This window comes from Halomonas sp. BLK-85 (assembly GCF_044792155.1).
In the GTDB taxonomy this organism is placed as follows: domain Bacteria; phylum Pseudomonadota; class Gammaproteobacteria; order Pseudomonadales; family Halomonadaceae; genus Vreelandella.
Map to the genome: position 1 here is coordinate 1,412,049 of NZ_CP087731.1, position 13,826 is coordinate 1,425,874.

The window sequence follows — 13,826 nt, forward strand, 5'->3', positions numbered from 1 at the left end:
GTTCAGAGAGGAAACTAGTGACGCTTTATTTGCAACAGGGCAATCAGGATATCGCGGCGGGTGACAATGCCAACAAGCCGGTTCTGCTCGACAACCGGGTAGATTTTGGGTTTGGCGCCCAGCATTTCCTGAGCAAGATCCGTGATGCTTTTGGTCGGTATCACACTGAGCACACTTTCCTTCATGAGCTCCTTGACCAGCGGGGCCTCTCCATCGTTATAGATACTGTCCAGCACTTTACCGATGACGTCCTGTTCAGAAATGAAGCCTATCAATCGATCGGCCTTGTCAACCACAGGTGCCCCCGGCAAACGGTGCAGTGCCAGCCCCTGAGCAAGGGTGGTAATGGAAGTGTCAGGGGAGACGCGATAGCAGTCACGTGACATGATATCCCTGACCGTATCGGGTACCTTATTGGTTGGCTTGTTGCCCATACTCATACTCCTTATTTACGCCAGTAGGCAGTCAATCAGTAAGCGCTGGATGAAACACAGACACATTTTTAATGTAGATCATTATTGAAGCGCGTCTAACCAGGTTTTCAACGTTTAACTTTGTACAGGAACAGATACCAGGAGCGACTCGATGGACGCACGTGAATATTTGAACCGCAAAGGGGTGGGGGTCGACAGGGAACCAGACAAACCCAATACCCTCGAAGAAAAGGCCTGGGAACGTGCCAGAGGTTCAGGCCATCAGCGCCCCAAGTCGGGAACTCCATTTGACTGGGAGGAATGGGAGCGCCACCACAGCGACCTGGCGGCTGATGCCGAGACGCTGGAGCAGAAAATTGACAAGGAAGCCCATCGCAAGGCGTTGGAAAAAGAACAGCAGGAGAAGGCTCTGCAAAAGGATCAAGACCGCACCCCCGAGGCACCGCCAAGCCGCCAGGCGAGCGTAGGTCACTTTGACCCATCATCATCTGCTCAGGCATCCAGTGAGCCGTCAAACACGCCCGGGCCGCAAGACCCATTGCCTGTTCAGGCAATGCCAGGCGCGGTAAAAACAGCCTATATGGCCTTGGCTGTGCTGATGCCACCATTGGCTGTTGGGCTGTCAGGTGGGCAGGCCAAACGGGTCGTGATCGCCGGTTTGCTGACACTGTTACTCTGGGTTCCCGGCGTGATATATGCCGCACGCTGGATTTTTTCCCGGTAGCGAGCCAGAAATAGCTATGTGTAAACCTAAAAATTTTTTTTGAGTTTACCGTGTGAATCGCCCGTGCCGGAGGTATAATTTGTAAACTTTTAATGTAATTGAGGTTTACCATGACGTATCTCCTGGGTGTTACAGCACTGTGGGCCTTTTCTTTCTCATTGATTGGTGTCTATCTGGCAGGGCAGGTGGACAGCTATTTTGCGGTCCTGCTCAGGATAGGCCTGGCGACACTGGTCTTTCTGCCTTTATTACGGCCCAAACTGCTGACCATGCGACAACGTCTGGTACTGATGGGCCTGGGCGCCATCCAGCTGGGCGTCATGTATATCTTTTTCTATCAGTCGTTCTTGCTGCTCTCTGTGCCCGAAGTGCTGCTGTTCACGATTTTCACGCCCTTGTATATCGCCATGCTGGATGATCTGCTTTTCGGCCGATTCACGCCTTTCTATCTGTTAACCGCCTTGCTGGCGGTACTGGGAGCGGCGGTGATTCGTTACGATGGCATTGACGCTGGTTTCTGGTGGGGCTTTCTGGTGGTACAGGGCGCAAACCTGTGCTTTGCACTGGGCCAGGTAGGCTACCGTCGCCTATCCGCCGAATTGCCTGACAATCTGGCCTGGCACAATGTGTTCGGCTGGTTCTTCCTGGGCGCTCTGGCGGTGGCAGTGCCTGCCTTTGCGCTGCTTGGCAGTGCGGCGGCACTTCCTAGTACCGCCACTCAATGGGCAGTATTGGGCTGGCTGGGCCTGGTGGCTTCAGGCCTGGGCTATTTTGTCTGGAACCGCGGCGCCACTCAGGTCGATGCGGGCACCTTGGCCATCATGAATAACGCTCTGGTACCGGCCGGTTTATTGGTGAACCTGGTGATCTGGAACCGGGATGCCGATATCAGTCGCCTGTTGCTGGGTGCCTTGATCATGGGCTTTTCCCTGTGGCTTAACCATTGGTGGCTTGAACGCCGGGTACAGCAAGCCGCCTGATGCGTGCAAATGAGTGCCCCAAAACAGTGGACTGGATTTGCGTGCGGGTGTCAGGCTCGACATAATGAAATGCTATGTTAATGAGCCTGATCCATGACACAAACGCCTTTATCAGCTGATCCTTCCCGGCATGACCAGGAATCTCGTCCTTTCTCCACCATCGGCCTGATCGGCCGTCTGGAAAGCGAAAAAGTAGCCGACTCATTGATACGCCTGGTGGGGTTCCTTGTGGCCCGTGACTATGCGGTGGTCGTAGAAGACCGAACCGCCACAGTTATTCCCCACCATGGCCAGCCAGAGGCAAGCCGACGGGCACTGGGAGAACTGTGTGACCTGGTTATCGTGATTGGCGGCGATGGGAGCCTGCTGGGAGCGGCCCGCACCTTGTGTAAAACCGGCACCTTGATGCTGGGCGTCAATCGTGGACGCCTGGGGTTTCTGACCGATATTTCTCCCGATGAGCTGGAACAGCGCGTAGGCGAAGTGTTGGCCGGCCAATTCGAGGTGGAAGAAAGGTTTCTGTTGGATACCGCGCTCTACCGCGACGGCGTGGCGGTCGGCAATGGCGAGGCGTTGAATGAAGTAGTGGTGCACCCGGGTAAGGCGGTGCGCATGATCGAGTTTGAACTCTTTATTGACGGCCAGTTTGTCTATAGCCAGCGCAGCGATGGCCTGATTGTGGCTACACCTACAGGCTCAACGGCTTATGCACTATCCGGCGGTGGGCCTATCATGCATCCCAAGCTGGATGTGGTGACCCTGGTGCCAATGTTCCCGCATACCCTGTCCAGTCGGCCGATCGTTATCGATGCCGCCAGTGAAATACGTATTCATATTGGAGAAACCAATCAAACCTATCCCCATATCAGCTGTGATGGTCAAACCCGGGCAGTGGCAAAACCGGATGATGTGCTGGTTATTACCCGCAAGCCCCAGCGGGTTCAACTGGTTCATCCAATCGGGCATAACTTTTACGAGGTCTTGCGCAGCAAGCTCGGTTGGAGCCACCGGCTGGGGGACTAGGCATGCAGGGATATGACCTGATCGGAGATGTACATGGCTGCGGCGCCACCCTGGTGGCCTTGCTTGAAAAGATGGGCTATCGCGAAGAGCAGGGCGTCTATCGCCACCCCCAGCGTAAGGTCATCTTTCTGGGCGACCTGATTGATCGTGGCCCGCGCATTCGTCTGGCCGTTCAGACGGCGCGGCGTATGGTGGATGCGGGAGAAGCCTACATTGTCATGGGTAATCATGAATATAACGCCCTGGCCTATTGCCATCCCGCGCCTGAAGGCAGTGGCAGGCGCTGGTTGCGAGAGCACTCGCCCCGCCATAACCGGATCATTCAGGATACTCTGGACCAGTATCGCGACCATACCAACGAGTGGGAAGACACGCTGGCCTGGTTCAAGCGGATTCCCTTGTACCTTGAGTTCGAGCATTTCCGCGTTGTGCATGCCTGTTGGGATGATGCTCTGATTGAGGCATTGGCTCAGCGTCTCCCTGATGCCTGTATGGATGATGATTTTCTGATCGAATCCACCCGCTCGAACACCCAGGCCTTCCACATTGTCGACCGCCTCACCCGCGGCACCCATATTCCTTTGCCAAAGGGAGTGGAAATTCACTCGGGCGACGGCTTTACCCGTAAAAGTTTTCGGGCGCACTTCTGGTGCGAGCAGCCCCTCGTCTGGGGGGATGTGGTATTTCAGCCCGATAACCTGCCAGGTGACCTCGAGGCCCGCCCGCTGGCCGACAACGAACGCCAACGGTTAAGCTACTATGCGCCTGATCAGCCGCCATTGTTTATCGGCCATTATTGGTGTGAAGGCATTCCTGCGCTGCCCGCCAGCAATATTGCCTGTCTTGACTACAGCGCCGTCAAGTACGGTCGCCTGGTGGCTTATCGGTGGAGTGGAGAAACCTGCTTGAATGCTGATAGCTTTACCTGGATCAAGGTGGCCAGAGAAGAGCTACCGCAAGTGTCCGGCTGGGATCTCGATCAGGATTGAGGCATACAAGATGACATTCACCGATTTTTTTATCATATCAAGGGAACCTGAGAGCGGTCAGGCAATCATAGTAAGTGTTCCCTTGAATGATCCCTTGCTTTTGCCCGGCGGTTTCCCCGCCGGGTTTTTTAGCGCGCTGATAAAATCAGGGTTAATGAATCCGGATCCTGAAAGACAAAGGAAGACACCATGCAGCCAGTGATGCGACTTCCCCGCGATGCAGACACAGCCGCGCTTCGCCAGGCCCTCTGGCAGCAGCGCATCGGGCATCAGATCAGCGAAGATGGGGACGGCCTGCTGCTCTGGCTGGCTGACCCGGCTCAGCGCCATGAACTGGAAACACTGGTCAGGCGCTGGGAACAGGGGGAACCCTTGAATATCCCCAAACCTGCTGCCAGGCAGACGTTTCCAGGCCAGCTTTCACAGTGGGCGCCAGCACTCAAGCAGGTGCCGGTTACTGCACTGATGATCGGCTTGAGCCTTTTGGTGTTTGCCTTGCTGGGTGTATTTGGTGACTTGCTGATTGTCACCCTGACCATAGTACCCATTGGCCTGTCCGGCAACGAGTTGATCTACGGCAGCCTGATGGACAGCGTGACCAGTGGGCAGGTCTGGCGGCTGCTGTCTCCTGCCTTTCTGCATTTTGGCTGGATGCATCTGATCTTCAACCTCATGTGGGTGTGGTACTTCGGCAAGCAGATTGAAATGCTGCAGGGCAGCCGGAGGATGCTGCTGCTTCTGGTGGTGGCAGGCATCGGCGCTAACCTCGCGCAATATATGACAGGCACCGTCCTGTTTGGCGGTATGTCGGGAGTCGTCTATGCCTTGCTGGGGCATGTTTGGCTGATGTCCCGGCGAGTACCCGGAAGCGGTTTTTTTGTGCCACAGATGCTGGTGGTGTTCATGCTGGGGTGGATGGTCTTCACGATGACTGACATGGCAGGCAGCGTTGGTTTTGGCAATGTCGCCAATGAAGCCCATTTAGGCGGGCTACTCGTCGGTTTGCTATCAGGCTGGTATTATTCCTCACAGCAGTTACGGTCCTGACAGGAGCATGCAAAATGAGCGATATGACTTTCGAAAAAATGATCAACCAGATGACGCCAGCCATTTATCAAAGCCTCAAGCAGGCGGTTGAACTGCGTAAATGGCCAGATGGGCGCTACCTGAGCGCTGAACAGACAGAGCTTTGCATGGAAGCCGTGATGCGCTATGAAGTTGAGAACAACGTGCCTGAAGAGAACAGGGTAGGTTACCTTGAGCAACGCACCTGCGGCGCAGAGTCCAGCGGGCAAGGCGTGTCACCTGAGCTTGCCGGCCTGGGTAAGGATGCAACGCGTGGTTGATGCACCTTTGCAGGGTTGCCTGCGCAAGATGGCGATCGAGCCCGGCACAGGTGCTCAGGATCCTGCACGTTACCACCTGCGTCTGGGAGCACATACTGTGCCTCTCAACGAGCGGCTGGGTCAGCCGCTTTCCCTGACCTGGACCGGAGCCATTGCCTGTACCCATTGCGGCCGGGCAACCAGGAAAAGCTTTGCCCAGGGGTACTGCTACCCCTGTTTCAAGCGTCTGGCGCAATGCGATACCTGCATCATGAAGCCGGAAACCTGCCACTACTATCAGGGAACCTGCCGAGAACCAGAGTGGGGCGAGCAGCACTGCTTTCAGCCACACATTGTCTATCTGGCCAATTCTTCCGGGTTGAAAGTCGGCATTACCCGCAAGACCCAGATGCCGACCCGCTGGCTGGATCAGGGGGCCATTCAGGCACTGCCCATTGTGGAAGTGGATACCCGCCAACAGTCCGGTTTTGTCGAGGTGCTGTTCAAGGAAGCGGTCAGCGACCGCACCAATTGGCGGGCCATGCTCAAAGGTGAAGTCGCACCGCTGGATCTTCGCGCCGAGCGTGATCGTCTGTTCAGCGAGCTGAGTGATGGGCTGCGGCAGCTGGCAGACATTCACGGTGACAGCGCCATTCGCCAACTGGACGCCACCCCGCTGCAGTTTGACTACCCGGTCGAGGCCTTTCCGGGCAAGATCACCTCCCACAACTTTGATAAACAGCCGCAGGTCGAAGGTGTGCTGCAAGGTATCAAGGGCCAGTACCTGATGCTGGATACCGGTGTGATTAACCTGCGCAAATTTACCGGTTATGAAGTCGCCGTTGACTGACGCTGCCTATGTATCTTGAGGTGTCAGCCAGCATCGTAGCCTAGCGCCGTGCGCAAACGGGCAGCCTGCTGGCTGACCCACTGGGGGTCAATTGGGCCCCAGCTGACAATCTGGTAACGGCCGCTATTATGCCGCTCGCCGGCATTGTTCTGAAAGACGCATTCAATATCCAGCTCGGCCAGTGAGCTAATCGTATCCTGAGCGGTTCGCCTTGGCATGCCGGTGGTTTCCATCAGTGCCGGCACACTGGTCACGCCCTGATCAATCAGATACGCCACATAAAGGCGCCGGTAAAAGCTTGATTGGGTTTTGCTTAAGCTAGCAGACATGGGCACGTCCTTTGACAGCAGTGTCAAACGTTATAATGCCGCCACCGTCATCAATAACAACGGTGGCGGCTCTGGGTGAGAGATCAGAGATCGTATTGCTCGCGCGCATAGTGGCCCAGGCCCACAGCGTCCAGGCGTGAAAGCGGCGCCAGGAAGGTGACCTGAATCACCCCGGGGGCACGGCCAATCTCAATGGCACCGTTGACCGTAGCGCGGTTGCGGATTTCGGCAACGCTCACATCAAGCAGTTTTGCGGCTCGCTCGAGACCGTTATCGATGGCATCGTTAAGGTTAGCGGCGGTGCCCACCACGGAAATCGGTGCCAAGGCTTCAACTTCTGCCACCCCCCATTTTTCTGCCAGGCGCATGCCTTTAGCCATTTCCGCAGGGGTGAAAGGCTTGGCCAGTGGCGGAAGGTCTTCCAGCAAGGGGAAAAGCACAGGCCCATCAATAGGGTAATGCTTCACGACTTCGACCTGTAGGGTAACGCTTCCGGCCACGTCCATGGTATGGCCCGCAATTTCACCGTCCCCTTGGCCCGCATGCATATCGCCCATGTAGATGCCCGCACCGGGAACCTTGACCGGGGCAACCAGAATTGATCCTGCCCGCACCGCATCAATATCCATATGCCCGTCGGTCTTGTGTTCAGCCAGCTGCTCAGGGGTAATCGCGTATTCGTGCGGGGCGCCGACCAGAAAGGCGCCGAAATCGCCGGCATTGTGGCTATCGGGCATGGGCATGGAAGGGCAGGTGCCCAGCTGACCCATGAAGGGTCGGGTGCGAATGAGTGTCCCTGGCATGTCAGAAGGCGCATAGTTGAGGATGGAATGCTGGCGGCTCTGATCCGGCAGGGCAGAATAGTGAGCGGCATTTTGCGCGAAGGTTTTCGCCACTTCGCTGGGAACCGTCAAACCAACAGTGCGCGTATCATCAAAGGTAACCGTATAGCCATGCACAATTTCAAAAGGCTTGACCGCGTTATTGCAGACATTGCATTTCACCGAATCCTGGCCAACGCCTTCAATGTGCGTCTCAGGTGCCACGGTGTCACAGACAGGGCAGCGGGCCGCCACATAGGGGTCGCCAAGACAAAAACCTTCAGGCGAGCTGTCATGCCCGGATGCCGTAGCAATGGAGGTCACGGTAATATCACGTATGCGAATGGCCACACCATCACCCACTTCAGCGCCTTCGACAAACACAGGCTGCGTGACCTCGTGCCCGCCCCGCAGGCTGGGCGTGATCATCGGCCCCCAGCAGCCTGGCGCCGTATTGGCGATGATGGTACCGCCATTTTCTACAGGCCCTAACATGGGCGCACCAGGATCAAGGACACTGTTAGTAAATTCCTGAACGACAACGCTTGTGCATGCAAGATCTGATCTATCAGCTAGTTTTGACATTGTACGGTCGTCTCTTTTGCGAATAATTGTATGGGGACCTGTTTAATCACAATCTCAACCGAGGTTTTCTTGAGCAGCAAGGCTTTGTGCGACAAAACATTAACAGGCCTTAAATAAACTATGCTGCTTGTCAAAGATCTGCAATATGTCCAAGGCAGAAATATTCGTTAGAACGCTTGATGGCGATGTGTTTTATCGCCATAAGCCTGGAAACTCGCCATCACCCACGAGTCCTCTGCTACGCTTGGTTTCAGGCTTTGCGTAGATAAAAAAATATCCGAGCTGGTAATCAGCTCGGATATCGTAGTTCAGCGGAAATCTATTTTCTGCTAGGTGGGGCACTTGCCTATCGTGAGCAAGTGCCTCACTGGGGTCATGATTCAGCTGGCAAGGCTAGCTGAGCGACGTTTGTCGCATCACATCATGCCGCCCATGCCACCCATTCCGCCCATGCCACTCATGTCCGGAGCGGCTTCTTTCTCTTCCGGGTCATCGGCGATCATGCACTCGGTCGTGATCATCAGACCGGCAACGGAACCAGCGGACTGCAGGGCAGAACGGGTTACCTTGGCCGGGTCAAGAACCCCCATGTCGAACAGGTCGCCAAACTCGCCGGTCTGGGCGTTATAGCCGAAGTTGCCTTCGCTGTCCTTGACGCGGTTGATAATCACAGCCGCTTCTTCGCCCGCATTGGTCACGATCTGACGCAGCGGTGACTGCAGGGCACGCAGCGCCATGTTGATACCATGGTTCTGGTCTTCGTTGTCGCCGGTAAGACCATCCACCTTGGCCATGACGCGGACCAGAGCCGTACCACCACCCGGTACGACGCCTTCTTCAACGGCAGCGCGGGTGGAGTGCAGCGCATCTTCCACGCGCGCTTTCTTCTCTTTCATTTCGACTTCGGTGGCAGCACCGACGCGGATAACGGCAACACCGCCGGCCAGTTTGGCCACGCGTTCCTGCAGCTTTTCCTTGTCGTAATCGGAAGAGGTTTCCTCAATCTGCGCACGGATCTGGTTAACGCGCGCCTCGATATCACCTTCAGCGCCAGCACCATCGATAATGGTAGTGTTTTCCTTGGACATGGTGACGCGCTTGGCAGTACCCAGATGGTCCAGGGTTGCTTGCTCAAGGGTCAGGCCAACTTCCTCGGAGATGACGGTGCCGTTGGTCAGGATGGCGATATCCTGCAGCATGGACTTGCGACGGTCGCCGAAGCCCGGTGCCTTGGCGGCAGAAACCTTGACGATACCACGCATGTTATTGACAACCAGCGTGGCCAGCGCTTCGCCTTCGATGTCTTCAGCGATGATGACCAGCGGCTTGCCCGCTTTGGCAACCGCTTCCAGCGTCGGCAGCAGTTCGCGGATGTTGGAGATTTTCTTGTCGACCAGCAGGATGAACGGGTCTTCAACCTCTACCGTCATGGTGTCCTGGTTGGTGACAAAATAGGGCGAGAGGTAGCCACGATCGAACTGCATACCTTCGACAACTTCCAGCTCGTCTTCGAAGCCACGGCCTTCATCAACAGTGATGACGCCTTCCTTGCCGACTTTTTCCATCGCTTCAGCGATGATCTCACCGATACGCTTGTCGCCGTTGGCAGAAATGGTACCTACCTGGGCAATGGCTTTGGGATCGGTGCAAGGCACAGACATGGCATGAATTTCCTTGACCGCAGCGTTAACGGCCTGATCAATGCCGCGCTTGAGATCCATCGGATTCATACCAGCGGTCACGCCTTTCAGGCCTTCCGCAATGATGGCCTGGGCGAGGACAGTCGCGGTGGTGGTACCGTCACCCGCCACATCAGACGTCTGTGAAGCCACTTCCTTGACCATCTGGGCGCCCATGTTCTCGAACTTGTCTTTCAGTTCGATTTCCTTGGCGACAGAAACACCGTCTTTAGTAACGGTCGGAGAACCGAAAGACTTTTCGAGAACAACGTTACGACCTTTCGGGCCGAGGGTTGCTTTTACCGCATTGGCAAGAACATCAACACCACGCGCCATGCGCTTACGAGCATCATCGGAAAACTTAACTTGCTTAGCTGCCATGTTCGTTACTTCCTGACTGTTAGTTCGGTTTAAGGGAAATCGTTAAACGTGAACGGACTATGCCGTTGAGTCAGCGGTGTGCTGATTAACCTTCAACGACGGCCAGAATGTCTGACTCACTCATGATGAGAACTTCTTCGCCATCGATTTTCTGTTTTTCGACGCCAAAGCCATCCTTGAAAATCACGGTGTCACCCACTTTAACGTCCAGGGGGCGAACATCTCCGTTATCCAGAATGCGACCTTTACCAGCGGCCAGCACCTCTCCACGCGTCGGCTTTTCCTGGGCGTTGCCCGGCAGCACAATGCCTCCCGCTGTGGTTTGCTCTTCTTCAACGCGGCGTACAACGACGCGATCGTGCAGAGGACGGATATTCATGCTTGCGCTCTCCTGAGTATCATTCAATGCCCATCAGGGCGGTTTCAGTTCAAGCATCCTGAGGTATTCCACCGACAGGATGTGAAGGCACATGCCTTCTTTGTTAATGGTGGCAACATGCGTTGCCACCGATTCTGTGTGCTGCATCAAAAGTGGGGGCTAGGTAATTGCTTTCAAGGGGGCAACACAAAAAAAATGCAAATTTTTCATGGGCTGAGGGTTTATCGGGGCACTATCAGCGGCGCGATTCGTCGCGGGAAATAAAATCTCCTTCCAGCGGTTCTTTACTCTCAGCCCTGCGCCCTTGCTCTTCCGCCTGATCTGAACCGTAGGGCTTCTGCGAACGCCACTTTTTGCCGTGGTGTCTGTTGGTCTCAGGGTCGTTAGCGGCACTCTGCGCGTTCAGGCGGGTAACACCGAACCAGGCAAGCAGCTTGAGCATCAAGCGCCGGGCATTGGGAACCAGGCAGGCCAGCCCAAGTGCATCGGACAGAAACCCCGGTGCCATGAGTAGGGCACCGCCAAAAATCAGTGCTGCGCCAGTCAGTAATTCACTGGATGGCAGTTCACCGGCGTTGAGCTTTTCGCGCGCGCGCGCAAGATTATAGGCACCTTCACGGCGTATCAGATGCAGCCCGCCTACCCCGGTGACGAAAATCAATATCAGCGTGTATAACAGCCCGATCTCGCTGCCGACAGAAAACAGCACAACGAAATCAAGTAAAGTGAACAGTGAAACAACCAGCAAGAGGGGCATAGGGCGCTCCAGATTAGCAATGGCCTTAATATGGTGATGGAAATGCTGTTACTCAAGTTTATTGGATAATGAAACATGGATAGTTTCGCATTTTTCTCTAATATGTTTTATGCTGCGATGCACCATCATTAGATCAAAAGGTGATTCAAGCATGGAGTTAACCAATAAGATTATTGCAGTGACGGGCGGCGCCCGTGGCCTGGGATTTGCCATGGCGCAGCGCCTGGGCAAGGCGGGCGCCCGTCTGGCGTTGCTGGATCTGGATGCCGATAATCTGGACAGCGCGGTTGGCAAACTCTCCAGCAGTGGCATTGATGCACGGCCCTTTGTTGTCAATGTTACCGACGAGGCTTCTGTTACGCAGGCGTTTGCGGATATTCGTGACCAGATGGGCGCAGTGAGTGGCCTGGTAAATAATGCGGGTATCACCAAAGACGCCTTGTTGATCAAGGCCAAGGACGGTGAAGTACAAAAGCGCATGACACTGGATGCATGGAAGAGCGTGATTGATGTCAACCTGACCGGTGCCTTTATCTGCGGTCGGGAAGCAGCCACCCAGATGATCGAGGCTGATCAGGAAGGGGTGATCATCAACATCTCGAGTATTTCCTGTGCGGGTAACATGGGGCAGTCAAACTATTCGGCGGCCAAGGCGGCACTCAATGCCCTGACGGTGACCTGGGCTAAAGAACTGGCCCGCTATGGTATTCGTACCGGCAGCGTGGCTCCGGGCTTTATCAATACCGAGATGACAGCCGCTATGCGTCCTGAAATACTCGAAAACATCGCTTCAGGTGTGCCACTCAAGCGTTTGGGTGAGGCGGATAATATTGCCCAGAGCGTCGAGTTCATTCTGACCAATGACTACTTCTCCGGGCGCGTCATTGAATGTGACGGTGGCTTGCGCCTTTAAGGCATTCTTGCTCAGAAAACCCCCGCTGATACCAACAGCACAGCGGGGGGGTCTAGAAATAGTTTTTCTGGATTTCGCGCTGAAAGTACATTTCCAGTCGCAGAGTGACCGCCCACCTGGGATCATAGCTGTATTCACGAGGGAAGTGCAGTTCGGGGATAACATCGGCAAACAGCACGCCTTTATGCAGGTCGCGGCGATAGCGGGTCTGTAGATAATAATTGGTGATGCGCGGGTTCGAGGCACTTTCACCCAATGCAATGGCCGAATAACGCAGGGCACTGCGACTATTGATACGGTGATTCAGCTCGGCCGTTTCGCTGAACTCGAGGGTATCCTCCTCTTCACGCCACTGGATATTGGTAATGAAGCGCAGATGCTTCGAGGCATCAACAGGGCGGCCAAGATCCCAGCGTGTGCGGGCCGAATAGCCACTGTTATTGAACCAGGAGAGACGGTTGTTGGATTCAAGTTGCCAGGGCCCTTCATCTAATTGCCACAGCCGCTCGCTGGTAAAGCGGACGTAAGGGTCCAGCGGAATACGCAACCGTATACCCGCACCCACCCGATTACTCCAGTTCTCGCGTTTATCACGGCTTTCCAGCCAGTTAAGTCCCAGCGTAGAGGTGCGCCGGTCACGCTGATCATTGTTCAGTCGCCCTGAGCCCTGTTCCTGAAGCGTGCCTTGAGACTCTTCCGGATCGCTTTCGATGACCAGGCGCAGCCGTTCTTCCGATGTAGGAAGATCAATACGATAGCGCAGGCTGATGTCGCCGCTGGTGCTATCGCCTTCCATCCAGTCTATTTCCTGGCCAAAGCGCAAGTAGGATTCGTTTTCAACCCTGAGGCTTTCGTCCGTACCAAAAAAACTGTCGATATTGCGCGACGTATTATCTACCCAGTTGCCAATGCTTTTTCTGGCAGGATCCAGACGCTGCGCTGCCCAGGAAGGCAGGTCGCTATCAGTGTTGTCTTCGGATGTCTTTTCATCAGCCAGCGCGCCATGGCTCAACAATAAGCTGACGACGCTCACTATGAGTTGTTTTTTCACCGCTTCTTATCCTTACAAGAGCCAGTTGACGGTTACGACTCTATAAGCTCCGTAGGCGTGTAGCCATCGATTTATGGAAAAATGGCAGTAATAACGGCAGTTGGAAGTAAGGAAACCCCGATAAAACGGACGACCGTGTGGCCGTCCGTCAGGGGGGGAAAGGTTACTTATTCGTAGGCATCTGCCTGATCCTTGGTCTCATGCTCGGTGCCTGGAGCATGTTCTGGAGGGCAATAGGTGGTGTAAAGCTTGAGCATGATGGGGCCAGTATTTCGGAAATTGTGATAAACCCCGGAAGGAACAATGCTGACATATCCTGCCTGGACATCGACCTGGGTGTCACCTATAGAGGCTTCTCCCTCACCCTCTACAAAGTAGAGTAACTGATCGTGACCCTCGTGAACCTCTCCACCGATTTCGCCACCCGGAGGAATCGCCATCAGCACCAGCTGGGTATTGTCGCCGGTCCAGATCACCTGACGGAATTCTTCGTTATCCTTTGCCATCTTGATGATCGGAAGGGTCGTTTTGCGAACTTCCTGCATCGCTTTACCTCCAAGTGATTAACTATATGTAACTATTAGCCTAGCAATCACCTTGGGTTTT

16 protein-coding genes are annotated in these 13,826 nt (G+C 55.0%); 8 read left to right on the forward strand and 8 right to left on the reverse strand.

Annotation, left to right across the window (positions count from 1 at the left end; translation table 11 throughout):
• Nucleotides 1-14 precede the first annotated feature (14 nt).
• A complete protein-coding gene (locus LL947_RS06310; RefSeq protein ID WP_290821196.1) occupies nt 15-434 on the reverse strand; it encodes a CBS domain-containing protein in 420 nt (139 codons plus the stop codon).
• Between the two features lie 151 nt (nt 435-585).
• Between LL947_RS06310 and LL947_RS06315 the strand changes: the two genes are divergently transcribed.
• The 7 genes from LL947_RS06315 to LL947_RS06345 all read left to right on the forward strand — a co-directional run bounded on the left by LL947_RS06315 (nt 586) and on the right by LL947_RS06345 (nt 6,325).
• Nucleotides 586-1,158 carry a YqaE/Pmp3 family membrane protein gene (locus LL947_RS06315; protein ID WP_290821197.1) on the forward strand — a complete coding sequence of 191 codons (573 nt, stop codon included), beginning with the start codon at nt 586-588 and terminating at the stop codon, nt 1,156-1,158.
• 110 nt (nt 1,159-1,268) lie between these two features.
• Nucleotides 1,269-2,138 carry a carboxylate/amino acid/amine transporter gene (locus LL947_RS06320; RefSeq protein WP_499834259.1) on the forward strand — a complete coding sequence of 290 codons (870 nt, stop codon included), beginning with the start codon at nt 1,269-1,271 and terminating at the stop codon, nt 2,136-2,138.
• A gap of 93 nt (nt 2,139-2,231) precedes the next feature.
• Nucleotides 2,232-3,161: an NAD(+) kinase gene (locus tag LL947_RS06325; protein ID WP_404417518.1), complete on the forward strand. Its 930-nt coding sequence runs from the start codon at nt 2,232-2,234 to the stop codon at nt 3,159-3,161.
• Between the two features lie 2 nt (nt 3,162-3,163).
• Nucleotides 3,164-4,150: a metallophosphoesterase gene (locus tag LL947_RS06330; protein WP_404417521.1), complete on the forward strand. Its 987-nt coding sequence runs from the start codon at nt 3,164-3,166 to the stop codon at nt 4,148-4,150.
• A 189-nt stretch (nt 4,151-4,339) separates the two neighbouring features.
• A complete protein-coding gene (locus LL947_RS06335) occupies nt 4,340-5,197 on the forward strand; it encodes a rhomboid family intramembrane serine protease (RefSeq protein WP_499834260.1) in 858 nt (285 codons plus the stop codon).
• Between the two features lie 14 nt (nt 5,198-5,211).
• Nucleotides 5,212-5,496, forward strand: a complete 285-nt coding sequence (locus tag LL947_RS06340; RefSeq protein WP_290821202.1) for a YeaC family protein — start codon at nt 5,212-5,214, stop codon at nt 5,494-5,496.
• Nucleotides 5,480-6,325 (forward strand): DUF2797 domain-containing protein, encoded by an 846-nt coding sequence (locus LL947_RS06345; RefSeq protein WP_404417527.1) that lies wholly within the window; start codon nt 5,480-5,482, stop codon nt 6,323-6,325. Before LL947_RS06340 ends, LL947_RS06345 begins: the two co-directional genes overlap by 17 nt.
• 23 nt (nt 6,326-6,348) lie before the next feature.
• Here LL947_RS06345 and LL947_RS06350 read toward each other — a convergent pair whose 3' ends face one another.
• The 5 genes from LL947_RS06350 to LL947_RS06370 all read right to left on the reverse strand — a co-directional run bounded on the left by LL947_RS06350 (nt 6,349) and on the right by LL947_RS06370 (nt 11,256).
• Entirely contained in the window at nt 6,349-6,654 is a 306-nt protein-coding gene (locus tag LL947_RS06350; RefSeq protein WP_499834261.1) for a winged helix-turn-helix domain-containing protein, read from the reverse strand.
• 83 nt (nt 6,655-6,737) lie between these two features.
• Nucleotides 6,738-7,970, reverse strand: coding sequence for an acetamidase/formamidase family protein (locus LL947_RS06355; RefSeq protein WP_499834262.1), 1,233 nt, complete (start codon nt 7,968-7,970; stop codon nt 6,738-6,740).
• Between the two features lie 506 nt (nt 7,971-8,476).
• The gene (groL, locus tag LL947_RS06360) at nt 8,477-10,120 is read right to left on the reverse strand and encodes a chaperonin GroEL (protein WP_404417536.1); all 1,644 of its coding nucleotides are present in this window, start codon (nt 10,118-10,120) and stop codon (nt 8,477-8,479) included.
• 85 nt (nt 10,121-10,205) lie between these two features.
• Entirely contained in the window at nt 10,206-10,499 is a 294-nt protein-coding gene (locus tag LL947_RS06365) for a co-chaperone GroES (RefSeq protein ID WP_100820035.1), read from the reverse strand.
• A 235-nt stretch (nt 10,500-10,734) separates the two neighbouring features.
• The gene (locus LL947_RS06370) at nt 10,735-11,256 is read right to left on the reverse strand and encodes an FxsA family protein (protein ID WP_499834263.1); all 522 of its coding nucleotides are present in this window, start codon (nt 11,254-11,256) and stop codon (nt 10,735-10,737) included.
• Between the two features lie 151 nt (nt 11,257-11,407).
• Here LL947_RS06370 and LL947_RS06375 point away from each other — a divergent pair, with 151 nt between their 5' ends.
• Complete coding sequence (locus tag LL947_RS06375; protein ID WP_290821208.1) at nt 11,408-12,169, forward strand: SDR family NAD(P)-dependent oxidoreductase; 762 nt, start codon at nt 11,408-11,410, stop codon at nt 12,167-12,169.
• A 52-nt stretch (nt 12,170-12,221) separates the two neighbouring features.
• On the opposite strand, the gene LL947_RS06380 is transcribed toward LL947_RS06375, so the two are convergent.
• Nucleotides 12,222-13,184, reverse strand: coding sequence for a hypothetical protein (locus LL947_RS06380; protein ID WP_290821240.1), 963 nt, complete (start codon nt 13,182-13,184; stop codon nt 12,222-12,224).
• Between the two features lie 203 nt (nt 13,185-13,387).
• Nucleotides 13,388-13,765: a cupin domain-containing protein gene (locus LL947_RS06385; RefSeq protein ID WP_404417543.1), complete on the reverse strand. Its 378-nt coding sequence runs from the start codon at nt 13,763-13,765 to the stop codon at nt 13,388-13,390.
• Nucleotides 13,766-13,826: the final 61 nt, after the last annotated feature.